A 21,776-nucleotide genomic window follows, 5' to 3' on the forward strand; every position below is an offset into this window, starting at 1 on the left:
CACAAATGCAAAGGAGCAACACATATGTTCGATCTTGACGGCAAAACGGCGCTGGTGACTGGCGCGGGCCAGAATGTCGGCGCAGGTATCGCACGCACTCTGGCGTCCCAAGGTGCCCACGTGCTGGTCAACGACATCGTGCCCGATCGGGCCGATGAAGTGGCCGGCGCCATTGTGGAAGCCGGGCGTTCAGCTGAAGCCCTGGCCTTCGACGTCACCGATGGCGAAGCGGTGCGGGCGGCCATTGCCGAGCGCCCCATCAACATTCTGGTCAACAACGCCGGCAATGGGGGAGCCGAGATGATGCAAGTCAAGCCCTTCGCGGAGACTGAACCGGCAGATTGGATCGGGCCTATAGCTGTCAATCTCGGAGGCGTCTTGAACTGCACCCGCGCCGTGCTCCCCGGGATGATCGAGCGGGGTTGGGGCCGTGTCATCGGGGTGGTCTCGGGGGCCGGTACCGTCGGCGTGAATATCGGCGTGGCAGCCTATTCGGCGGGCAAGGGCGGCGCAGCCGGGCTTCTCCGCTCCGTGGCGCTGGAGGTCGCTCAGACGGGAGTCACGGTGAACTCCATCGCCCTCGGCCTGATGTCCAACACCGGTGACACTGGTGTCACCGACCAATTGGCCAGGGCCATTCCCACCCGGCGGCTGGGCACCCCCGAAGACGTCGCCGCGCTATGCGCCTACCTCGCCTCTGAGGAAGCCTCCTGGATGACCGCCCAAACCATCCCCCTCGCCGGCGGCTCCATCACCAGCTGACACCGGATACGCGTCTGCGACAATAAGGTCATATACGAAGTGCTCGACATTGAACTGGTAGTCCTCGTCATGAGGGAGGGCTTCTACCAGCGCGGCGAATTGCAGTCCCGACGAGGCAGCCTCTGGCCGGGATCAGGGTGCTCGATATGGGTACCCGTGTGGCGGCCCCGTTCTGCGCCGGGATCCTGGGTGAGCAGGGCGCGGAGGTGATCAAGATCGAGGATCCCGATCGCGGCGACAAAACCCGTCTGAACGGGCCCTTCACCGTTGATGACGACGGCAACGCTTACTCCCTCTATTGGTCGGTGGAGGGCCGGGGCCGCAAGTCGGTGACCATCAACCTTCGAAGCCCTGAGGGCCAGGATCTGTTTCGGCGCCTGGCTTCGGTGTCCGATGTGGTGTGCGAGAACTTCCGCCCCGGCACATTGGAGCGCTGGAATATCGACCCGAGCCAGCTCGACCCGAGGCTGGTCACGGCCCGCATCAGCCTGTACGGCCAGCAGGGGCCCAAGTCCCTGTACAACGGCTTCGACCACAACGCCGTCGCGTTCGCCGGGCTTACGCACCTGACCGGACAGCCCGACGGGCCCCCAACGCGGCCGGCCCTTCCCGTTTCCGACTACTTGACCGGTGTGTTCGCAGCTCAGGCCGTGACGAGCCTGCTCTATGAGCGCGACGCCAAGGGCACAGGAACTGGAGGCGTGATAGACGCTTACCTTTACGGTTCGGTGCTGCGGATCATGGAGTGGACGATTGCCGCCTACGACCGCCTGGACTCGGTGCGCCAACGCACGGGCAACCGATCAAACAACGCTGCGCCGCTCGACAACTTCCAGAGCCGGGACGGCCGGTATGTGTGCATCGTGGCCGTGCGCCAGGCAGTGTTCGAACTCCTCTGTGAGGCGATGGGCCGGCCGGAGTTGCTTGCCGACGAGCGCTTCGCCACCCCGAAGGCGCGTCGTCTCAACCGGGATGTCGTCAACCAGACCGTCGCCGAGTGGGCATCCGGGCTCGACGCGGCCGCTATCGAAGAGCGCTGCCTGGCCCACGGCGTGCCTGTCGGCGTCGTCTACGACGTGTCGGACGTAATGGCCGACGACCATGTGCGGGTTCGCGGAGATGTTTGCACCGTTGACGATCCCGTCATCGGCCCGGTTCGCCAACAGGCTCCTTACCTCCGTTTCGATGGCGATCCGCCTCCGGCACCAGCGGGTGCCCCCCGCTTGGGCGAGCACACCGACGAGGTGCTCTCGAGCCTGCTCAGCCTGTCCAGCACCGAACTGGCAGCTCTCAGAGCCGCCAGCATTATCTAACCGCGCCCCAAATCCTGAGCTATATGGGCAACTAGCCAACCCTCGCCGTGTCTCTCCCCCATTCAGCGGGCAATCGTGCGATAGTCGCCAGCGAGATCGGATATTGCTGCCCGGATGCGTGGGCCGTCGTCTCCAGCCCAAACACACAGCGGCCCTCCAAAGTGCTCTGCGGCGGCCACCGCCTCCGCTCCGAGGCTTGACAGCCTGTGGGCGCCGGCCAGTTCGGCCATTCGGAAAGCGAGGCCGCGCATCGGGACGACTTCGATGTCTTCCGGGAGCGCTACGAGCTGTCGGCCCAGTGCCCTGCGGGCGCTAGCCGGCCATGAGCCGGTGAGCGTCCCGCCAGCGGCAGACACCGCGCTCCGACACAGCCGCAGGAGGTACATGTTGGTTGTGGCAGGTTGGTAGTCGGCCAGCGTCTGAACCAACTCGCCGCTCGCCTCGCCCGCCAGCAGATCCCGGAGGAGGTGGTCGTCGAGAACGGCTTTGGTCATGAAGTGGCGAGGTCGGGGTCATCGCCCAGCGATCTCACAAAGGCCGCGTGGTCGTCGCGGCTTAGCAGGTCGCCGAGCAGGCGCCGCCCCTCTCCCCGAGGCACTGTGAGCACGCCGAATCCGAGGTCGAGCACATCGACCGGGCCTCCCCCCTTGAGATTCCAGCGGCGGCGGACCTCAGCGGGCAGAGACATCTGCCCGGACGACGACACTAGGAACTCCGACACGGCGACCATGCTCGGCAGTGTACTTGGTAAACGGATGTCTTTCACCAAACGGCAAAAACGCCATTTGCCTTTGCCGGTCGACACGCCAACAACGCCCAGTAGGGCATCGAGTTCGTCACGGTGCCTACGTACCAGCGATACCTCGATGGGCCGAGGGGCCTGCCCGAGGCGACCCGCGCCAATTGGCCCAGGGGTGTCGGGTGCTCAAGCAAAACGCGCGCTGGGTACTTGTGGCGTGCAACGCAAAGACCTATTGCAAGGGTTCAGGGATAGTGGCCGCAATGATCGAGGTTGGCCTGAACTGATGTCTCTAGGAACCCATCTACTGAGAACGTCGCATCGCGCCCTTCCGCGGTGAGGACGCGAAGTTGCTGGGCGCCAGCTAGCAGGGCAAGAAACGGCTCGGGCTCGGGAACCATGAGGTAGACATCGCTACCGCCGCCGTGGCTGCTGCGGATCCACCAGTCTCCAGGGGGCTTGCTCAGGCCGTCTATCCAGAGTGCCTCGACACGGTCCTTGCTGATGTCCTGCCTCCAGTCGATCAGGGGTCCGGTACGCTCGCGGTGCAGGCAGGCAGACTGAAGCTTGGGCCGAAGCCGGCCGTCGGTGCCGACGCTTTGATTGTACGGAAATGCGTATGAGCCCACCCAGGTCAGCGTCGCTCCAGGCTCGCAACTTGGGCAGGACGGCTGCCATGAAACCCACTGAAGGTCTGGCCGCTCTGGTGCCCCGTAGCTAGAGGCATTGCCGTCCACAACCGGAGCCCAACCCTCTGGAGGGGGGCTTGTGCGGACTTCAGGTCGATCGGTCAGAGCGACCTGAGCATCCAAGATCGGAGGTGGCTGCTCAGCCGGAGGAGGGCTTGGTTGAATATCTGACTGATCAGCCGATACTGCTTGAGCACTTTGAGGAGGAGCCGGTGATGCCGGACTGGGCGTAGGACCAGATGGGCTGCCGAGTTCGCCCAACATCACAACGGCTAGTATCGCGAACAATATCGTGAGCAGGATTCCAACGCCTGCTACGACTATTGCTGCGCCCCTCCAGAGCTTATGAGGTTCCCCCCGTTGTCCGGACACTTGGTTTATGCGGTGGTGGCCCTTTGGCCGGCTGGACCCAGTGTGCCGTGGCGCATGCCCGCGTGCGGGGGAATGTGTGGGCGATTGCGGTGTTGGTTGGTTTGGATGTCCAAGCTTGTCCAATAGATCTGATTCGACGTTCCAGCCCTCCTGGAAGACACGCCGCATTTCAGCGAAAAGGTTCTCGTGTTCTGAGGGGGCGGCCACCGCTAGCATTTCAAAATTCTTGAAGAGCCCCTGCTTGGTCAGATTTGCTGAGCCAACCAAGACCGATCCTGGGGTACCCAGGTGCTTGTCCGTCTCGACAGACCACGCCTTGGCATGCGCAGTCCGGTAGCCGCCCCTCTTGCTGTACCAACTGCGCACTTGGACATCAGAGCGTTGAAGGAACCGGATAGCGCCAATGCGGTCGGTGCCCTTGTGCTTCTCGAAACCTGTTCGGGTATCGCCGATCAGGAGGCGGACCGGGCGCCCTGATGTCCTCTGGTTCAACCACGAAAGGCCAAACGCCGAGGCAAATCCCACAGCCACCCAGAGCGTTCCCGATGGATTGTCGCGAAGAAACCGCTCAATGCGATCCGCAGGCCCAGTCACTGGGGGCATTATTCCAGCAAGAGCCCCACAGGAACGTGCGCAAGCAGACCACCGCTTACGCGAGCTTTGAACTCCTTTGTGGACCGCCGCCCAGCCCTCCCAGTGCCTGGCCGGTTCCACGCCTGCTGGCACAGCCAGCCCGGCTTGCCGGTTGCTTGTTGCCTTTGGGGTCGGCTGGAATTATGTTGAAGTCAAGTAACTTTATTGACTCCTCGCTGGCCAGGAGCTTGCATGAGCCAAATCAGAGCGCGGGTTCCCGATGAGCTTGTTGAGGCGCTGGATACGGCCGCCGAGAAATTAAAGCACAGCCGGGCCGACATCATTCGCCAGGCCTTGGAACGCTATTTGGAGGACTACGACGATCTCGATGTGGCACTTGAGAGCCTGCGAGATCCAGCTGACTCGGTGCTCGATTGGGACCAGGTCAGACATGAGTTGCTCAGCATGGATTGAACGCCGCGCTACCCGAGGACGAGCGATGGCGCAGGAACCATAATGGATGGCCGCATACTCAGTTTGTAAACACGGCTTAGGCGTTTGGTTTCGTGGCGTGGATGAAACTCACCAGGGCATCGAGGTTGTGGGCCCAGAAGATCGTGAGGTGCTGGGCTTGGGCTTGTTCGAGGTTTCGGGTCTTGAAGATGCCAGATAAGACGGCGCTGGGGACGGTGGCTCCGCTACCGAATTCTTCGATCCATGCTGAGGCCTTTGCCGCGGCGTCGTTGTTGAGTCGTTTCACCGAGTTCGTGGATGAGTTCGATACCTTGCACTCGATGGGCATGCACCGTCCATCGTGAAGCCTGACTATGAGATCCGCTTTGCGCTGTCCGAACGGCGCTTCTCCGCAGAACTCGCCTGGTGCCGGAGCATCCAGCAGACCGGGTGAGACAGTCCGGGGTTTGACCTCGACCATGCCTGCTCCCCGCAGGGAGGCCTTGACCAACTCTTCTTGCTCCTTGGACTGCATCCGTCGGGCAGTCTCCACCCGCCGCGTGGCCATGAGGGCCGCTGTTGCTATTGCGGCGGCAGTCCTTTCGTTGTCATCGGCACCGCGTCCCTGCCCGATCCACGGGAATCGCTTGGGGTCGAGGCCCTGGGCGATGGTTCCCATCACCCGGACCGATGCGTCATAGTCATCGTTCAGCACACCGGCAGCAAGCGAAGTATCGGCAAGTTCGGCCAGATCATCGGCTGATATAGGAGGGCCGACGATGTAGCGGAGGGCTTCTAGCAATTCGGGGCTGGCGAGCACCTCCAAGAGTTCAGGATCGATTGCCGAAGCACCCGACCGTCCATGTAGCAGCGAAAGATTGTCAGTCTTGTCGAGGAGCTCGTTCACGTATTCAAGGCACTGGGCAAAGGTCTCGGAATAGACCCCTTGGGACTCGTTCAGCCGTTGAGAGCGGAAGATCTGCCTGGCGAGTTCGCGTTGCTCGTCGAATTCCTCGCTGGTCCAGCGAGGCGGGTCTGTGAGGCTCACGACGACATTTCAACGAGTAGGGCGGGATTGGGAACCGGGATGCGTTCCATCTCCGAAGGCTCAAACTTTGTGAGCCCGCCGGCGTAGGTGCGTCCCTGTGCCACAGAAACGCTGGACCTCAGAGAAGAGGCCAGGGTGTCCAAAGCGTCATCGGACAATGGGTCTCGGGGGTAGATCCCGTGGGCGACGTTGACGTGGCGCGCCCCGGCAAGGTTGCGGACGAACGCCGGAGGGCGTCGGGCCATATAGGTGGCCAAGATCGGTGCGGGAGACCGCAGCCCCACCGACCACCAAGGATTTCGGTGGCGCGCGACATACGAAGAGTGGGCACCGTTGCGCTCCGCGAGTCGCAAGAAGCGTTTTATGAGCGCCCGGTCGTCCTCGTTGAGTTCGCTGAGATCAGCGGGCAGGTCAATGACTGCCCGAAGGCTGTGAAGGCTCGACAGCACGCCGTCGTTGGCATCGAAGAGCTCCCGAGCCTTGGTGACCGATGGGAACAGAGTCCTTGTCGGCAGTTGGGGGTCGTTGGCAGTGGTGATCCAGGTGGCGTTGGCCCCGGTGACCGCGCCCCTGTGTACCCGGCAGAGCTCGCCCAGCTCGACGAATCCGTCCGGTGGCGGCGGTACGGGGGACAGCAGCGGCGACCACCGTTTCTCTTGTATGAGTCGCTCTTTACTTACTCGGCGCCCCTTGGAGAGATCGGCAAGGTCGCTGGTTTTCGCGACCCGGCGCATCTTGACAGAGCGGGCCTCCGAACCGATCTGAAAGCAGGTCACAGACGCGGTAGTAGCCGCATCCTCAAATGCCAGCGCCTCAGGAGCTAGGACATGAACCGACTCACCGCCCAAGCCATCTACGAGCATCCCGCGCAGCAATTTCCCGTAATTCACGTCCAACCACTCCGCCGAAGTGATGAAAGCTCCGATGTCGCCTGGCTTGGCTGCGAGAAGCGTGGCCAAGAAGAAATGGATGTGAAGCCCTGCTAGTGCGCTAACCGGCAGGTCACGGCTTGCCGCAGTGCTTGTTAGCCATTGCTTCCACCGAGACTCGATCTGGTGATGGCGCACGTAGGGGGGATTACCCACAAATGCCGTCACCCCATCGCAACTGCCAAGATCGGCTTCTCGGTAGTCATCCACCGTCACGGTGGATCGAGCATCAAACCCCGCAACGGTCAGGTTGGCCCTACACAACAGAGCGGCCAAAGGATCCAGCTCAACAGCGACCAACGAAGCATCAGGAAAGACCCGTCCCGCTTGCAGCAAAAAACGCCCCGACCCTGCGCCGGGATCGACGACCCGGGCGGGCCGCTCTTTGGCCGCAACCCAGCCAACCATCGCCTCCACGATCCCCTGAGGCGTATACACCGCTCCCAGTGGGCGCCTCTGCTTCGGGGGGCGCAACCACACAAACGCATCCCCCAACGGGTCGCCCCCCCGCTGGATCGTCGACACAAGCTCGCCGGTGTCCAGTACGCGTTGACTAGCAGCCGCGCAGACAATCTCCGATTCTGCATCGGTGAGATCGGCGAGAGCCCCACCTTCGACGATGGTCCACGCCACAGCAGCAAGTTCCTGCTCCGACTCCACCCGCGGCACTGCTCCTGCGGTGTCGTCACGGTCGATCAGCGGCATCTGTTTGAAGTCTGACATAGGAAGTTTCCCGGTCCACGGAATTGCAAGGCAGGTCTCCATCATCCCGACCGCAGTGACAATTCAGCCGCTCCCTCCCCGCTTTTGTGCGGACATGGGTCGGCGGGGCTTCAGCGCGGGGGTGTTTCTCAGCGGGGGTAGAATGGTGGCACTCGGATGAGGGGTTCGGTGCTCTTATGGCTGGGATTGCGAAGGTAGCCGTCAGGCTTCGGCTGGGCGATCCCGATCCTGATGCCGGGTTCTGGTGTTCTCGTCCTGCCGCCGAGCGGATAGCGCACGTTCGAGAGCTTCAGGCGTGCTATTACGGCTCGGAAAGCGAGGGGAGGCAGCAGATGCTGTTGGGGAAAGACTTGCATGATTTCGTCTCGCTGTGCCTGAAGCACGGAGTCCGATTCCTGGTGGTTGGGGGATACGCGGTGGCCGCTCACGGCCATCCTCGCTTGACCAAGGATCTGGACGTCTGGGTTTGGGTGGATTCCGAAAATGCCGCCCGGTTGGTCCGAGTGTTGGCTGAGTTCGGCTTCGGGTCGCTGGGGTTGACCCCAGAGGACTTCTCCGAGGAGGGCCAAGTGGTGCAGTTAGGGTATCCGCCGAACCGGATCGACATCTTGACCAGTATCGCCGGAGTCGATTTCGAGTCATGCTGGGATCGGCGCGCCGATATTGTGCTCGACTCTTTGGCGGTTCCCTTCATCGGCTTGGAAGACCTGAAGAAGAACAAGCTGGCTGCCGGCCGAGCCCAAGACTTAGCCGACGTAGAAGGCCTCCGCCACAACCGCCCCACGTAGCACGCTTTCGCCGAGTAGGGTCTTCGCCAGTTTGACTGACCCGGCGGTTCGCGGGCCTTGGAAAAACGTTCCACGAGATTCGCGGAAACGTTCCAAATGGATCGCCGCCCGCACAGAGACGCTCAGGCTCATTTCCCCTGTTCAGAGGGTTTCAGCAGGTTTGGCCGCTGTTTGTGCGACTACCGGGTTTGCCTGGAGTGGACAGTTGGGGTGCTCCGTGCCAAATTGAGGGCTATCAGCACCTATAAGTCCTGGTCAGGGCTTTATCAGAGTGACCAGAAGGATTCCGATTCGCTGCAACTGCTGAAATCCCTTGCGAGCTTCCCACCCGCTCAACCTGGGATTTTACCAATCGCCCGGAAACGGCGAAAAAAGATGGTGCGACCCGTCCTCGGTTTCGGGGTCTCCATTGCGGGTTTAGTAGTGGTCTCACAGTAGGAGGTGGGGGTGATCGCGGAGCAGGCTTCGATTCCTGCTCCGGCCTCCGGCGGCAGGCTGAAAGCGACCGCCTCCTTTGGGTCGGCCTAGTCTCTCGGACGTGGAAAAAGCGGTATCGCTGGACCCCATGCGTGATCCCCACTGCGGGCGCAGCGCCCACGAGCGCATCGGCTTCACGGTCAAGGGACAGTCGTGGGATGTCGAGTGGGGCGGCCATGAGGTGTTCGGCACTCCGGCGTTTTGGGTCAACCGGACGGCGGCAGAGCGCTACGAGGAGCGTCTCGCAGAAACGGCATCTGAAACCGGGATCGTGTCGGCGGTGCTGTTCGGCCTGCTCGGCGGTGCCGGGGTAAAGGCCGAGTCGGCGAGCGCGGCCAAGAGGGTCGTGCTCGATCTGTTGGCTGAGAACCCCGCAGCGACAGCAGAGGAAATCGAAGAGTGGCTAGCGGAGCCTCTGGCGGGCGGTTTGGGGTGCTACAGGTTTCCGAAGCAGCGGTCGGAACGCATCGTCGTTTCCTTGGCCCAGCTTCGCTCCGAACCCCCTCCCGAGGACCCAATTGAATTGGAGATGTACTTGGGGCGGCTGTACGGGGTCGGCCCGCCGACCGCTGCACGGATCGTCCGCAATCTGACCGGCAGCGCCAAAGTGGCGATCATCAGTGGCCCGCTGGTGCGGGCCTTGATGTGGACTGGGATATTCAAACCGCAATGGCACCTCCGTCGCCACTACGACAGATTTAGAGAGTCGTTCCTCCAGTACGCGGAACACGGCAACGTGCAACCTGGAGCGCTGGACCTGTGCATCTGGGAGAAAGCCCGAAGCGTCGAACCATCGCACTTCAGCTTGGGATAGCTCGAATTGGGATAAGATCCGACCAGCAGCCACGCGGTTGATCCAAACCGGCGGAGTCCCCGATGTCATGGAAGCCTCTTGAGTGTCTAGCCCAATAGGTGCGGACTCCGAGCGCAGCGCGGCAAACTAGGCGATCCCAATCCCATAGGAGTTCGACATGGACGAGTTGCCCAACCATGCGTCCGACCGGAAAGGGTCATCGGAGTTCAGGGCTTGGGTTGTGCGCGCTGGCCGCGAGGGGGAACGGGTCGCACACAACCTGGATCATGGTGTTGTGAGTATCGGTTGGGATGAGTGGGCTGCCCCTGACCTCTCATTGTTTGCGGACAGGAACGCCTACGGGGAGTACATCGATCGGGACTTCCAGCATCACTCACTCGGCGAAAGAAGAAGCTCCCGCAATCAGGTTTGGCGCTTCTACCACGACATCAGCGTGCGCGATCTCGTGGTCCTGCCGTTGAAGAACCACGGAACCGCCGAGGACTGGGTCGCTGTCGGCCGGGTGATCGGCACAGCAGGCTGTGACCCCTCCCAACCCTTTGGTGCCATTCACCGCCGAGCTGTCCGGTGGCTGGCATCAAATGTCCCGAAGTCTGCTGCGCCCGGGGAACTGCAACGCTCTATCGGGAATCCCAATATGACGGTCTTCATGCCAAGAGCCAGACAAGCAGCCGAAATGATCCAGGACTTGGCCGACGATCATTTCGACGCTGCACCAGTTGATGCCCACGACATAGAACATGACCCAGGCAACCATCAGTTTTCCGCCCTGTCCGGCGATGAGGCAGGTGCATTTGACGAGGACGGCAGATTCATAGAAGGGGCCACCAAGAAGGTCTCAGTTGTCGTGTACGAGCGGGACCCGGAAGCCAGGCGGATTTGCATCAAGCGTCATGGCGCGAAGTGCCGGGTGTGCGGCATCGACTTCGGAGAGGAGTACGGGGACTTTGGAACTGGCTTCATCCACGTCCACCACAAGACCCCAGTGGCCCGAGCAGCCAAAGACGGCGAATACAAAGTGGACCCGAAAGGCGACCTCGTGCCGGTGTGCCCCAACTGCCACGCGATGCTCCACCGACACCCCGACAAACCATGCACTGTCGAAACACTGAAAGCCATACGAAAAGCGCGGCAATAGACGACGACCATCCGAGCACCTTGCCTGCGAAGATGAGGTTTCCCAAGAGCCTGGCACCTAGCACGCGAAGCTGCCGCACGACACTCAACGCTCAGACTGTCCTGCCAGCTAGAGCAATGGGGTTGGCAGCCAGAGGACGCCAACCGTAGCCACGGCCAACTCAAGGGCCACGGTGACCTTGACCGGACCCCGTTTTTTGGTCCGCCTGATGTGTCCTCTTTTTTTCGGTCTCGGTTTGCGAGGGTGGTGGTATTGAGAGCTGAGAGCAGAGGGATGCCGTTTTCGTATTCGTCGGAGTTCCGGGGGATGGTGCTGGGCCTGCAATCGAGTTCCTGTCGGACATGATTTGCTCCTCTCCCGGATGGGACACAATTTGGGCGTTGGGAGAGTAACCAGGCGCGGAACCCTCCTTAGCCCGACCGGGTCGACCGACATCGCCATTCGGCAACAGGCCGCATCGCATAACGAAGGGAAACACCATTGAGACAGATCGGAAAGTGCCTGCCAGTCGGGCTGGTGCCGCTGCCGCGTCGGTGCCAGCCGGTGGTGGTACGGTGCGGCATGGGCTGGCTCTACCTCTTGCCGGTGCTGTGTCTCGCCGCCGCAGTGGTGATCGACACGGCGCGGCGCAGGTTGATCCGATTTCGCTGCGATCGCTGCAACCGCCTACAGCCAGCCGCCAAGCTGTCCGAACGGGGCGGGTGGTCCGACTGGTGCGAGGACTGCGGACAAACGGTAAACGCGGCCTGAGTGTGTGAAAGGGTCCACCCCATTCATCCACAAGGGCTTCCAGCCAGCACCCCTGACCCAGGCCGACTCGACTGATTGTCGGGGACTCCACCTAACAGAGGGGGGATGCTCCACCTAAGGATCAAAGGTAGGCCCGACAGTCTCCTCACCGGCAGGGTTGCTCTTCGGTTGTAGAGGGCTATGAACTGGGGAAACGGTATTCGGTGGATGTGCCTACTGTCGGGGCGGTCCTTTCATTTCGGCGATGGCCAGAGTGTGAATCCGCCAACGACCCTGGCCTTGATCCTTCTCACTCGGAGACTAGGAGTTGCGCCCTCCCGCGCCACCAGGCAGTTTTTCGCGTCCCTTGCCGGATTCGCGTATCGCCTCGATCAGCTCCCGGTGGCGCAGCGCCTCGACTTCGGCATGTACTTGCTTTCGGCGTAACAGCCGGGACGGGATCAAGAACAATCCGAACATCAGATACCAGCCCAGCACTGCCAGCCATGCCAGGTAGACCAGCAGGATGAGCGCGACGGCGGCTGCCAGCAGGCCCCAAGGCTGCTCGGGCACCCTGCTGTAGACAGCCCGGCGGATGCGCTTCGCCGAACCAGTGAAGCTCATCGGAGACTCCTTGATGACTAGTTCGGATGCAAGGCGGTCTTGTCTGCCCATCCGCCCAGCATAGGAAAACACGGTTAGAGCTCTCCCGCTGGTCTCGGTGATGGCCTCTGGCCTAGTCCTCTCTAGCTGGTGCGGCCGGGTCGGCCGTCCTCTCAGCCAATCGGGGTGAGGACAGCCGATTCGTGCCCGGGGTGGGAGTCGAACCCACACGCCCTCTTTGAGGGCTGGGGGGTTTAAGCCCCCTGCGTCTGCCTATTCCGCCACCCGGGCTTGATCCCACGGTACCGGGCGGGCGGTGGGGTGGCTGCTCAATTGTGGGGGCGGGACTAGACCACCCGGAAGACGCCTGATCCGGTGGTGATGGTGCGGTTGTCGCGGCCTTCGTCGAACAGGGTGAGGTTGACGCTGATCCGGCCGCTGAGGCTGGTGATGGCCTCGGCCTCGCAGCGGAACGGTCCGACGAGGCCGGGCTTCACGAACATCACATACCAGGTCTCCACTTGGATGCGGTTTGTGCCGGCCGCCTGTTCAACCAGCTCATGGGCGGTGAGGTCGAACACGATGTGGATGGGGCCGAGGTGCAGGGCGGCGTGGGGGGCAGAGAACTCCTTGGTGAGCTCGGGGAGCCGGTACCAGCCGTCGTCGCCCTTGACCACGCCGAACACCTCGTGGAGGCGGGGCATGTCGGGGGAGTCCTCCACCGGGATGAGCGGGTTGTCCACCGCCTCGTAGCCGTCGGGCACGTCGCCCAGGCTCACTCCCATTCCTGCCGAAGTGGAGATGACTCGGGAGTGGTCGGCGGCATCCACCACTTTGGAACGGGTGAATCCCATCGTGCGGCCGAAGTTGATCACCTCGCGGTACACCTCGATCCGGTCCACGCCTCGGGCATCGTCGAGGATCTGGGTGAACGACACCACCGGGGCGGGCACCACCAGATCGTCGTTCCAACTCGGCTCGGGGCAGCCGATGGCCAGCGGGGCGGCCATGATCCCGCCGTGGGCGTTGCGCATGTCGTGGCGCAGGGGCATCGACTCCAGCTCGTCGTCGGCAAAACCGGTGTCCAGCGCCGGGGTGGTCTTGTTGAGGTACCGGTAGGACATGAGCCCGGTCCAGATCTCCTCGAACGCATCCCAATGCTGGTCGGGGGTCACATCGCGGATGTCTTTCACCATGAGCGTGCCTTTCTGGTTGCGGCCTTCGGCGGAAATGAGCCCAGCTGGTGCTGGCTTTAGCCCTACTTGCCCCAGAAGGCGGGGGAGGTGGCGTCTTTGGGGATGTCGGTGAGGGGCTCGGCGATCTCGGCCACAGTGGGGCCGTGGTCGGTGGCCAACGGGGCCAGGGCGTCGAGGTCGAAGTTGTACACCTCGGCGGCATTGCCGGCCAGGATGCGGCGCATCGACTCCTCGTCGCGGTCGTGCAGGGCGTAGCGAATGCCCTCCCGACTGTAGGGGTAGGTGCCCTCCACGTGGGGGTAGTCGGAGCCCCACATCACCTTGTGGTCGCCCACCCGGTCGAGCAGGCGCATCTCGTTGGGGCCGGGGAAGCTGATGCCGATCCAGATGTTGCGATCGAAGTAGAAGCTGGGCTTCTCGGGCAGCACCGAGTCGGCGGAGAAGCCGAGCTCGCCGGTGCGCCCGGTCATCGACATCTGGGCGTGGAGGCCGTCGAGGCGGCGCAAGATGTCGGGCACCCAGCCGAAGCCCTGCTCGGTGAACACCGCCTTGAGGCCGGGGTAGCGCTCGAACACCCCGCCCATGATGAGGTGCCACATGGAGCGGTTGGAGAAGAACGGGGTCTCGATCACGAACATCGGCCCGGCCGCGGGGGAGTCGCCGTAGTCGGGCATCCCTGTTCCGCCCGAGTGCAGGGTCATCACCAGGTCGTGCTCCTCGCACGCCGCCCACACTGGGTCGTAGCGGGGGTGGAACAGCGGGGGCAGGTCGGAGTTGGGGGCGATGCTGGGGATCAGCGCCCCGCCCCGCAGGTTGTGCTCGGCGATCCACTTCACATCGGCCACGGCCTCGTCGATGTCATTGAGGAATATCTGGCCGATGCCCGCTCGGCGCTCGGGGTACTCGGCGCAGAAGTCGGCCAGCCACCGGTTGTGGGCCCGGATGCCGGCCAGGCGGCGGGGGAGGTCCTTGTCGGTGGGCTGGGGGGCGATCAGCGTGCCGGTGGGGAAGAAGGGGGGCACGGTGTTGGGGAAGGTGATCTCGGCCACCACCCCGTCGGTGTGCTGCTCGGAGATGCGGCGGTCGTTGTCCCAGTTGCGGGACCGGCCGTCGTCTTGCAGGTCGCGGAACGGGTTGCGGTACTTGCCCCGCCAGGCGTCGAACTCATCATGCCAGGATGACTCCAAATACTCCCGATACGTCTTGTGGTTGGCTCCGGCGTGGCAGTCGGAGGAGATGATGGTGTAGCGGTCTTCTGTGGCGGTGGTCACGTAGGAAAGGCTATCGGGCTGGCGGGTTCGGTCGCCTAGGGCGACAGCAGTTCATCGCGGACTTGGCGCTTCAGATACTTGCCGGAGGCGTTGCGGGGGAGGGGGGTTTCTTGGAACCAGATGTGGGCGGGGATCTTGTAGGGGGCGAGGCGGCCGTCCAGATGGGCTCGCAGGCCGTCGGCGTCTAGATCGCGGCCGGGGCGCAGTACCACGGCGGTGCCGGGGACCTCGCCGAGGCGCTCGTCGGGCACCGCGAACACGATGGCCTCGGCCACCGCGTCGTGCTGGTAGATGGCGTTCTCCACCTCGGCGCAGGCGATGTTCTCGCCGCCTCGGATCACCAGGTCTTTGGCCCGGTCCACGATGGCGATGAACCCGTCCTCGTCGATCACCGCCACATCGCCGGTGTGCAGCCAGCCGTCGGTGATGGCCTCGGCGGTGGCCTCCGGTTTGTTGAGGTAGCCCCGGATGACTATGGGGGACCGCACCAGCAGCTCGCCCGGTTGGCCAGAAGGCAGATCGTCACCGTTGTCGTCCACCACCTTGGCTTCAACGGTGGGTAGCGGCGGCCCCACGGTTGTGGGCTTGCCTTTGTAGATCGGGCCGACGTTCATGGTGACCACGCCGCTGGTCTCGGTCAGGCCGTAGCCGGTGCCGGGGTTGCCGCTGGGGATCGACCGGGAGATCTTGTCCACCAGGTCGGGGTGGAGCGGCGAGCCCCCGCCCCCCAGCGAGCCCAGGCTGGTGGTGTCGTAGCGGTCGAAGTCGGGGTGCAAGACGATCTCCCGAGACATAGCCGGCACTGCGGCCAGGGTGCTGGGCCTCTCGGCGTCGATGAGCTTGAGGGCCTCGGTGGCGTCCCAGCGGTACATGAGCACCAGCTTCCCGCCCACCGCGGTGGTGGGGTGCAGGTAGCAATTGCAACCAGTGACGTGGAACAGCGGCACACATACCAGTCCGGCCGGCTGGTCACGCTGGTCTCGGGCCATGGGCTCTTTTTGGTTGATCATTCCCAGGGCCATCGAATAAAAGCCCATGTTCATCACGTTGTGTACCGCGGCCCGATGGGTCATCACCGCCCCCTTGGGGAAGCCGGTGGTTCCCGAGGTGTAGAACACGCAAAGGTCGTCGTCGGGATCGATGGCCACGTCGGGCAGACCGGGCGGGTCGGGGTCGGCCACCGTGTCGGACCAGCGGATTGCCTCGGGTGGCAGTTCCTCGTCGCACCGGGTCACCACCACCGGCATCTCTGGCCGGTCGTCGAGTGAAGCCAGGCGTTCCCAGCGCTCGCCGTCGATCACCAGCACCTTGGGCGCGCTGTCGTCTAGCCCGTAGGCCATCTCCGCGGCGGTCCACCAGGCGTTCATGCCCACTACCACCGCACCCATCGACACCACCGCCCAGTAGGAGATGATCCACTCGGGGTAGTTGCGCATGGAAATGGCTACCCGGTCGCCTTTACCCACCCCGCCGTGCTCGGCCAACCACGCGGCCAGGGCCCGCACTTGGCGGTGTGCCTCGGCGTACGACATGCGCTCGTCTCGGTAGACCAAATAGTCAGCCTCTCCGTGGGCCGCGGTGCCGGCGAACAAGTCCCTCAGCGAACCGGGAGCGTTGTCGAAAACCCGAACGGGGATGCCGTTGACCTCTTGGATCGACCAAGCGAATAGCGCGCCTGGCGCGGTGAGCTGGGCGGCGGCGTCGTTCCAGGCGGTCAGGGTCACAGTTAGTTGAGCCCCCAACTCTCCATCACGATCGGGAGCAGGGCGTCGATGAACTCGTCCATATCGGGGTCGGGAGGCAAGACGTTGGCCGTTGCGGCCAGCGTCAGATCCAATTCGGGAATGTAGAGCGCGCGGGTGCGGAATGCCGGGGTGCCGCCGCCGTGGCTGTAGGCCAGCCGACCGCCGATGTCGTCTATCCTGATGCCGAGGCCGTATCCGGGGTTGACCCCCGCAGAGGTCATCTCAGCCAGCGACTCATCGCTTATCAGCCCTCCGGTGAACAGCCCTCGGAACATCGTCGGAACGTCGCCGATGAGGGTCTCAATGCCGCCGCCAGTCCAGCCGGCCGTCTGCAAGAACTCCTGGGGGTAGTCGTCGGTGGAGAGGTAGTCGTTGCCCATGAAGTTGTACCGGGCGCCGTCGGGAACTCTTGTCAGAGATGTGAACGCGTAGTATAGGAGCCCTCCGTTGTAGCTGTCGATCACCGGAACGGGCGGAAGCTCATTGGGGGGCAGATAGGTGTTCTCCAAGCCCAGCGGCGCCAGCACGCGGGACCTGATCTCGACGTCGGCGGGATTGCCGGTGACCGCCTCGATGATCATCCCCGCGATGACGTGTCCGGCGGTGCTGTAATTGTACTCGGTCTCGAACTCGGCCACCGGCCCGTAGTTGGTGGTGAACCGCACGATCTCCTCGGGGGCGATGGGCACGCCCAGCCGGGCGGAGCCCAGCACGAAGAACCCCTGGTCGAAGGCGTACTCCACAAACCCGGTGGTGTGTCCCATGAGATGCCGGAGTGTGATTTGGGGGCCGTGCTCATATTTGCCGTACCAGTCGTCGCCCAGATAGGCGGTGACCGGAGTGTCCAAGTCGACGAGGCCCTCATCCACCATCGACAGCACCGCGACGGTGGTGACCGGCTTGGTCACCGAGCCGATGCGGACGTAATCGCCCGGAGTTATGGGCTCTTGGGTACCGAGATCACTCACGCCCCATCCGAACGTCCACGGGTCCTCGCCTCCCTGGGCTACGGCCAGCACCAGGCCGGGGATGCGGGCATTCTCCATCCAGCCGGTTGCCGCAGCCTCGATGGCGGCGATGTCGAGCCCTGACGGATGCGTTTCGGACTCGGGAGCGGGCGTGGCCTCGGGGGTCGGCTCAGCAGTGGGCTCTGGTTCGGGTGTGGCCTCGGGTGCGGGATCTGGGGTCGGTGCCGACGTAGCCGCGGGGGTGGGCTCTGGTTCGGGTGTGGCCTCAGGCGCAGGGGGCTGGGTGGGGGCGGGCGTGGCCTCGGCGGTAGTGGTGGCCACCGGTGCTGGTTCGGTGGTTCCTTCGTCGTCGTTCCCGCAGGCGCCAGCCAGCAGCGCCAGAACCAGCAACAACGCCCAGCACAGCCTGGCGGCAGAAGATCGCATCATCGTGTCAGGCTACGCTGCGGCATGGCCAAAATGCGCTTCAACCACATGGAACTGACGCTTCCCTTGGGTACCTTGACCGACGACTACCGGGCTGAGGTGCGCGAGTTCTATGGCGATGTCTTCGGCTGGACCGCCACCGACACCCAAATCCTCAAGCAGACCGCGCTGCTGCTGTCCACCGATCCGGCCACCAGCCAGTTCATCCTGCTGGCCGAGCACAAGGAGCCCATGGCCCCGCCGCCGTTCGATCATCTCGGCCTGCTGTTCGACACCCGGGAAGAGGTCGATACATGCCTGGCCAAGTGTGAGGCCTGGCAGGAGAAGGATCCCCGGGTGGAGATCAAGCGCTACAACGACCTGGTAATGCCCACCGTGACCGTGCACGCCTTCTACGTGCGCCATCTGCTGCCCATCCATTTGGATGTGCAATGCATGGAGCGGCCCGAGGGAGTGGCGGCGCCGTCGGGCCGCTGGGTTTGGGTTGAGGACTGATGGCTGACGAGCGGGTCTCGGAGCTGATTGGGAGGGACGGCCCCGAGACAGCAAACGAGGTAGCCGACCGGATTTGGATGGCGGAGGGCACGGCCAACGCCTACAAGGTGGCCACCTCTGAGGGCAGCGTGATGATCGACGCCGGACTGGCCGGCGATGCCCGCCGCTTCCATCGCCAGCTTTCGGCCGCTCCCGGCAACCCGGTGCGCTACATCGTTTTGACCCACGCCCACGAGGACCACATCGGCGGTCACCGGCGCTGGTCGCGAGAGGGGGCCCAAGTGGTGGCCCACCGCCTGTGCCTTCAGCGCGATGAGCAATACCGCCAGCTCACCCAGTTCCGGGTGGACAGGGCCAAGATCCTGTGGGGGGCGGCCATGAACCTCCGCACCGATTCCGGTCGAGTGGAGCCCACCCCGCCCATCGAGGCCGACATCGTGGTCGACCGCTCCCACACCCTCGAAGTGGGCGACCTCACCTTCGAGGTGATGCACACCCCCGGTGCCGAGGGTCCCGACGGGCTCACGGTGTGGGTTCCCGAACTGCGGGCCGCCTTCGTTGGCGACCTCTGGGGCCCGATCATCGACGCCTTCCCCAACCTGTTCACCTTGCGGGGCGAGCCCTACCGCGATGCTCAGCAATACATGGAGTCGCTGCGCGAGGTTCGCGACCTAGAGCCGGAGATCGCCCTGGCCGGACACTTCGAGCCGGTGGTGGGCAAAGAAGAGGTCAAAGAGGTGCTCACCCGCATGCACGATGGAGTGGAGTGGGTGTGGGACCGGGTGATCGACGGAATGAACGAGGGCAAAGACCCCTTCACGCTCATGAAGGAGATCCGTCTTCCCGACGACTCTCCCCTGAATGAGACTTACGGCCGGGTGGACTGGGGCGTTCGGGCCATCTGGGAGGGGCTGGCTGGTTGGTTCACCTATCAGTCCACCGCAGACTTGTACGCCACGTCCCCCGAGGCGGTTTACCCCGATGTGGTGGACCTGGCCGGGGCCGATGCCCTGGTTGCCCGCGCAGAGCAACGGCTAGCCGCCGGTGAGGTACTCGAGGCCCTGCACCTTGCCGACATGGTTCTGGCTGCTGACGCCGTCCACGTTGGGGCGCTGTCGGCCAAGCTCGCTGCCCTCCAATCGATGGCGGAGCAATTCGGTCTGCGCAACTTCCAGGAGGCCGGGTGGTATCGGAGTGAGATCGCCCGAGTAGAGCAGGAACTGGAGGCGGCACAGGCGTGACCAGCCGTTGGAGGGGAGGCAGAACCTGATGAGGGCTGCGGTCATAGCCGAGGACAGGACGCTGGAAGTAGCCCAGGTGGACGACCCCGCGCCGGGGACGGGCGAACTGGTATTAGCCGTAAAGGGATGCGGCATCTGCGGGTCGGACCTCAAGGTCGTCGACCACCTGCCCATCGGCTACACCATGGGCCACGAGTTCTCCGGCGAGGTGGTGGCTGTTGGGGCCGACCCGGTGGGTGACTGGAAGACCGGCGATGCGGTGTGCGCGCTGCCGTTGGTGGGGTGCGGGAGCTGCCACCACTGCAGGGATACGCTGCCGGTCCACTGCCCCCACTCAGAGATGATCGGGACCGGTGTCCGACCCGGGGCCTATGCCGAGTATGTGACCGTGTCCAGCACCCAGACGTTCCGCCTGCCGGAGAGTTGTGGTTACGACGTGGGCGCGCTGGTGGAGCCCTTAGCCGTCGGACTGCACGCAGTGGACACCGCGGGCATCGCCGCCGGGGACAATGTGCTCATTGTGGGTGCCGGACCGGTGGGCCTGGCCGTCGCCCTGTGGAGCCGACACGTTGGGGCTCGCAGCGTGGTGGTCAGCGATCCGGTAGCCGTGCGAAGGGAATCGGCCAGCGACTTCGGGGCCACCGGGGTCATCGACCCCGAAAGTGAGGAGCTGGGGCCGGCCTTCGAACGACTGGCCGGCGCTCCGCCTGACGTGGTGGTAGAGGCGGTGGGCAAACCGGGCATCATCCAAACCTGCATCGATGCGGCTGCCCACCGAGGGCGGGTTGCGGTGGTGGGCATCTGCTCTGGGCCCGACCCCATCATCCCGGTCTTCGCTTCGCTCAAAGAGCTGACCATGACCTTCCCCGTGTACTACCGCCATCAGGACTATGCCCACACTTTGGCCATGATCGAGCAGGACCGCATCAATCCGGCCCCGTTCATCACCCACACCGTGGACCTCGACGGCCTCCCCAGTGCTTTCGAGGCCATCAAATCGCCCACCGACCAGTGCAAGGTGATGGTTCGCCCCTAACCTGTCCCCGTGGATTTCGGCGATACCCCCTCAGAATCAGCGTTTCGGGCTGAGGCCCGGGCTTGGCTGGAGGCCAACGCGCCGGCCAAGGGGTCGCCGGAGGCATTCAATGAGATGTTCAATCCGGGCATCAACGCGGGGCGAGAGGAAGAAATGGCCGGCCGGGCCCGGGCCTGGCAAGCCCGTCTAGCCGCCGATGGCTGGGCTTGTTTGGACTGGCCGACGGAATACGGGGGGCGGGAGGCCTCCACCATGGAGGCCATCATCTTTGAAGAAGAGCAAGGCCGCTACGGCGTGGTGATGTCGATATTCATGGCTGCGCTGGACATGGCTGCTCCCACGCTCATGGCGTGGGGCACCGACGAGCAGAAGATGCGATTCTTGGACCCGATCCGCCGGGGGGAGATGGTGTTCGCCCAGCTCTTCAGCGAGCCCAACGCCGGCTCCGATTTGGCCGGACTCCAGACCCGAGCGGTCCGAGACGGCGATGAGTTCGTGGTCAACGGTCAGAAAGTATGGAATTCCTATGCCCATCTGGCCGACTGGGGCATCCTGCTGGCCCGCACCGATTCGGATGTGCCCAAGCACCAAGGCCTCACCTATTTCTTTGTGGAGATGGACACGGAGGGCTTGGATCCGCGGCCCCTGCGTCAGATAACCGGAGGGGCCGAGTTCAACGAGACGTTCTTCGACGATGTGCGAGTCCCAGCCGAGAATGTGATCGGCGGGGTCAACAATGGCTGGGCGGTGGCTCAGACCACCCTGAACAGCGAACGCGCCGCGGTGGGCGCCCAATCGTCCCGAGTGGATGTCCCCGCCCTGGTGAAATTGGCTCGCCACAAGGGCCAAACCGGCGATCCGGCGGTTCGCCAATCTCTGGCCGAGGCGTGGATCAGATCAGAAGTTCTCCGCTACCTGGGTATGCGGGTGTACACCGCATTGAGCCAGGGCACTGAGATAGGCCCCGAGGCCTCGATCACCAAGATCCTCGCTGGCGATCACATTCGGGACACCAGCCAGACGGCCATGGAGCTGCTGGGGCCGGAGGGTATGTTGAACGACGACAGCTGGGTCTGGCAGATGGTCGGCCACTTTGCCCACAAGATCGGTGGGGGCACACCGGAGATCCAGCGCAACGTGATCGGCGAGCGCATCCTCGGCCTGCCCCGCGAGCCGCGAGCCGACAAGGGCATTCCTTTCCGCGACCTCAAGGTGTGATGAGTCTGCCCGGCGCTCGGCCGCCCAAGG

21 protein-coding genes, 1 tRNA gene and 1 pseudogene are annotated in these 21,776 nt (G+C 63.8%); 11 read left to right on the forward strand and 12 right to left on the reverse strand.

The annotated features are described in order from the left end of the window. The first annotated feature begins 24 nt into the window (after positions 1–24). Together ACOQPI_RS07535 and ACOQPI_RS07540 are read left to right on the forward strand one after the other, a co-directional pair. A complete protein-coding gene (locus ACOQPI_RS07535; RefSeq protein ID WP_420619062.1) occupies positions 25–762 on the forward strand; it encodes an SDR family NAD(P)-dependent oxidoreductase in 738 nt (245 codons plus the stop codon). Between the two features lie 131 nt (positions 763–893). Continuing rightward, positions 894–2,075, forward strand: coding sequence for a CaiB/BaiF CoA transferase family protein (locus ACOQPI_RS07540; RefSeq protein WP_420621004.1), 1,182 nt, complete (start codon positions 894–896; stop codon positions 2,073–2,075). A gap of 62 nt (positions 2,076–2,137) precedes the next feature. Here ACOQPI_RS07540 and ACOQPI_RS07545 read toward each other — a convergent pair whose 3' ends face one another. The 4 genes and pseudogenes from ACOQPI_RS07545 to ACOQPI_RS07560 all read right to left on the reverse strand — a co-directional run. After that, complete coding sequence (locus tag ACOQPI_RS07545; RefSeq protein ID WP_420619063.1) at positions 2,138–2,569, reverse strand: hypothetical protein; 432 nt, start codon at positions 2,567–2,569, stop codon at positions 2,138–2,140. Beyond that, the gene (locus ACOQPI_RS07550) at positions 2,566–2,805 is read right to left on the reverse strand and encodes an AbrB/MazE/SpoVT family DNA-binding domain-containing protein (RefSeq protein WP_420619064.1); all 240 of its coding nucleotides are present in this window, start codon (positions 2,803–2,805) and stop codon (positions 2,566–2,568) included. Before ACOQPI_RS07550 ends, ACOQPI_RS07545 begins: the two co-directional genes overlap by 4 nt. A gap of 254 nt (positions 2,806–3,059) precedes the next feature. Further along, positions 3,060–3,443: a hypothetical protein gene (locus ACOQPI_RS07555; RefSeq protein WP_420621074.1), complete on the reverse strand. Its 384-nt coding sequence runs from the start codon at positions 3,441–3,443 to the stop codon at positions 3,060–3,062. A 585-nt stretch (positions 3,444–4,028) separates the two neighbouring features. Further along, positions 4,029–4,478: pseudogene (locus tag ACOQPI_RS07560) on the reverse strand (phospholipase D family protein); the annotation flags it as partial. Positions 4,479–4,700: 222 nt separating this feature from the next. Here ACOQPI_RS07560 and ACOQPI_RS07565 point away from each other — a divergent pair. Next, positions 4,701–4,922, forward strand: coding sequence for a ribbon-helix-helix protein, CopG family (locus tag ACOQPI_RS07565; protein WP_420619065.1), 222 nt, complete (start codon positions 4,701–4,703; stop codon positions 4,920–4,922). Positions 4,923–4,998: 76 nt separating this feature from the next. Here ACOQPI_RS07565 and ACOQPI_RS07570 read toward each other — a convergent pair whose 3' ends face one another. Continuing rightward, positions 4,999–5,949 carry a XamI family restriction endonuclease gene (locus ACOQPI_RS07570; RefSeq protein ID WP_420619066.1) on the reverse strand — a complete coding sequence of 317 codons (951 nt, stop codon included), beginning with the start codon at positions 5,947–5,949 and terminating at the stop codon, positions 4,999–5,001. Continuing rightward, positions 5,946–7,601 (reverse strand): N-6 DNA methylase, encoded by a 1,656-nt coding sequence (locus tag ACOQPI_RS07575; RefSeq protein WP_420619067.1) that lies wholly within the window; start codon positions 7,599–7,601, stop codon positions 5,946–5,948. The genes ACOQPI_RS07570 and ACOQPI_RS07575 overlap by 4 nt, the downstream gene beginning before the upstream one ends. Before the next feature lie 176 nt (positions 7,602–7,777). Here ACOQPI_RS07575 and ACOQPI_RS07580 point away from each other — a divergent pair, with 176 nt between their 5' ends. The 4 genes from ACOQPI_RS07580 to ACOQPI_RS07595 all read left to right on the forward strand — a co-directional run bounded on the left by ACOQPI_RS07580 (position 7,778) and on the right by ACOQPI_RS07595 (position 11,568). Next, positions 7,778–8,389, forward strand: a complete 612-nt coding sequence (locus tag ACOQPI_RS07580; protein ID WP_420619068.1) for a hypothetical protein — start codon at positions 7,778–7,780, stop codon at positions 8,387–8,389. A 538-nt stretch (positions 8,390–8,927) separates the two neighbouring features. Continuing rightward, positions 8,928–9,680 (forward strand): hypothetical protein, encoded by a 753-nt coding sequence (locus ACOQPI_RS07585; RefSeq protein ID WP_420619069.1) that lies wholly within the window; start codon positions 8,928–8,930, stop codon positions 9,678–9,680. 157 nt (positions 9,681–9,837) lie between these two features. Beyond that, a complete protein-coding gene (locus tag ACOQPI_RS07590; RefSeq protein ID WP_420619070.1) occupies positions 9,838–10,818 on the forward strand; it encodes an HNH endonuclease in 981 nt (326 codons plus the stop codon). Between the two features lie 480 nt (positions 10,819–11,298). Beyond that, positions 11,299–11,568 carry a hypothetical protein gene (locus tag ACOQPI_RS07595; protein WP_420619071.1) on the forward strand — a complete coding sequence of 90 codons (270 nt, stop codon included), beginning with the start codon at positions 11,299–11,301 and terminating at the stop codon, positions 11,566–11,568. Positions 11,569–11,868: 300 nt separating this feature from the next. Here the strand turns inward: ACOQPI_RS07595 and ACOQPI_RS07600 are convergent, their stop codons facing one another. The 6 genes from ACOQPI_RS07600 to ACOQPI_RS07625 form a co-directional block, all read right to left on the reverse strand. Further along, positions 11,869–12,222, reverse strand: a complete 354-nt coding sequence (locus tag ACOQPI_RS07600) for a hypothetical protein (RefSeq protein WP_420619072.1) — start codon at positions 12,220–12,222, stop codon at positions 11,869–11,871. Positions 12,223–12,354: 132 nt separating this feature from the next. Next, positions 12,355–12,441 (reverse strand) — tRNA-Leu (locus tag ACOQPI_RS07605). 56 nt (positions 12,442–12,497) lie between these two features. After that, the gene (locus tag ACOQPI_RS07610) at positions 12,498–13,346 is read right to left on the reverse strand and encodes a hypothetical protein (RefSeq protein ID WP_420619073.1); all 849 of its coding nucleotides are present in this window, start codon (positions 13,344–13,346) and stop codon (positions 12,498–12,500) included. A gap of 62 nt (positions 13,347–13,408) precedes the next feature. Beyond that, complete coding sequence (locus tag ACOQPI_RS07615; RefSeq protein ID WP_420619074.1) at positions 13,409–14,617, reverse strand: amidohydrolase family protein; 1,209 nt, start codon at positions 14,615–14,617, stop codon at positions 13,409–13,411. Positions 14,618–14,652: 35 nt separating this feature from the next. Continuing rightward, the gene (locus tag ACOQPI_RS07620) at positions 14,653–16,341 is read right to left on the reverse strand and encodes a class I adenylate-forming enzyme family protein (RefSeq protein ID WP_420619075.1); all 1,689 of its coding nucleotides are present in this window, start codon (positions 16,339–16,341) and stop codon (positions 14,653–14,655) included. Positions 16,342–16,343: 2 nt separating this feature from the next. Then, entirely contained in the window at positions 16,344–17,759 is a 1,416-nt protein-coding gene (locus ACOQPI_RS07625) for a serine hydrolase (RefSeq protein ID WP_420619076.1), read from the reverse strand. A 21-nt stretch (positions 17,760–17,780) separates the two neighbouring features. On the opposite strand from ACOQPI_RS07625, the gene ACOQPI_RS07630 reads away from it, so the two are divergent. The 4 genes from ACOQPI_RS07630 to ACOQPI_RS07645 are packed head-to-tail and all read left to right on the forward strand — an operon-like array spanning position 17,781 to position 21,746. Further along, positions 17,781–18,251, forward strand: a complete 471-nt coding sequence (locus tag ACOQPI_RS07630) for a hypothetical protein (RefSeq protein ID WP_420619077.1) — start codon at positions 17,781–17,783, stop codon at positions 18,249–18,251. Beyond that, positions 18,251–19,492: an MBL fold metallo-hydrolase gene (locus ACOQPI_RS07635; protein ID WP_420619078.1), complete on the forward strand. Its 1,242-nt coding sequence runs from the start codon at positions 18,251–18,253 to the stop codon at positions 19,490–19,492. The genes ACOQPI_RS07630 and ACOQPI_RS07635 overlap by 1 nt, the downstream gene beginning before the upstream one ends. Positions 19,493–19,520: 28 nt before the next feature. After that, positions 19,521–20,528, forward strand: coding sequence for an alcohol dehydrogenase catalytic domain-containing protein (locus ACOQPI_RS07640; RefSeq protein WP_420619079.1), 1,008 nt, complete (start codon positions 19,521–19,523; stop codon positions 20,526–20,528). Positions 20,529–20,537: 9 nt separating this feature from the next. Next, entirely contained in the window at positions 20,538–21,746 is a 1,209-nt protein-coding gene (locus ACOQPI_RS07645) for an acyl-CoA dehydrogenase family protein (protein ID WP_420619080.1), read from the forward strand. Positions 21,747–21,776 lie beyond the last annotated feature (30 nt).

Origin of the sequence: Candidatus Poriferisocius sp. (genome assembly GCF_965219815.1) — a bacterium.
Taxonomy (GTDB): domain Bacteria; phylum Actinomycetota; class Acidimicrobiia; order Acidimicrobiales; family Bin134; genus Poriferisocius.

Excerpts from the sequence above, each read along its gene's own strand:
- ACOQPI_RS07535 (WP_420619062.1), top strand. The coding sequence starts at position 25 with ATGTTCGATCTTGACGGCAAAACGGCGCTGGTGACTGGCGCGGGCCAG.
- ACOQPI_RS07545 (WP_420619063.1), bottom strand. The coding sequence starts at position 2,569 with ATGACCAAAGCCGTTCTCGACGACCACCTCCTCCGGGATCTGCTGGCG.
- ACOQPI_RS07550 (WP_420619064.1), bottom strand. The coding sequence starts at position 2,805 with ATGGTCGCCGTGTCGGAGTTCCTAGTGTCGTCGTCCGGGCAGATGTCT.
- ACOQPI_RS07565 (WP_420619065.1), top strand. The coding sequence starts at position 4,701 with ATGAGCCAAATCAGAGCGCGGGTTCCCGATGAGCTTGTTGAGGCGCTG.
- ACOQPI_RS07575 (WP_420619067.1), bottom strand. The coding sequence starts at position 7,601 with ATGTCAGACTTCAAACAGATGCCGCTGATCGACCGTGACGACACCGCA.
- ACOQPI_RS07580 (WP_420619068.1), top strand. The coding sequence starts at position 7,778 with ATGGCTGGGATTGCGAAGGTAGCCGTCAGGCTTCGGCTGGGCGATCCC.
- ACOQPI_RS07590 (WP_420619070.1), top strand. The coding sequence starts at position 9,838 with ATGGACGAGTTGCCCAACCATGCGTCCGACCGGAAAGGGTCATCGGAG.
- ACOQPI_RS07600 (WP_420619072.1), bottom strand. The coding sequence starts at position 12,222 with ATGGGCAGACAAGACCGCCTTGCATCCGAACTAGTCATCAAGGAGTCT.
- ACOQPI_RS07610 (WP_420619073.1), bottom strand. The coding sequence starts at position 13,346 with ATGGTGAAAGACATCCGCGATGTGACCCCCGACCAGCATTGGGATGCG.
- ACOQPI_RS07625 (WP_420619076.1), bottom strand. The coding sequence starts at position 17,759 with ATGATGCGATCTTCTGCCGCCAGGCTGTGCTGGGCGTTGTTGCTGGTT.
- ACOQPI_RS07630 (WP_420619077.1), top strand. The coding sequence starts at position 17,781 with ATGGCCAAAATGCGCTTCAACCACATGGAACTGACGCTTCCCTTGGGT.
- ACOQPI_RS07635 (WP_420619078.1), top strand. The coding sequence starts at position 18,251 with ATGGCTGACGAGCGGGTCTCGGAGCTGATTGGGAGGGACGGCCCCGAG.
- ACOQPI_RS07640 (WP_420619079.1), top strand. The coding sequence starts at position 19,521 with ATGAGGGCTGCGGTCATAGCCGAGGACAGGACGCTGGAAGTAGCCCAG.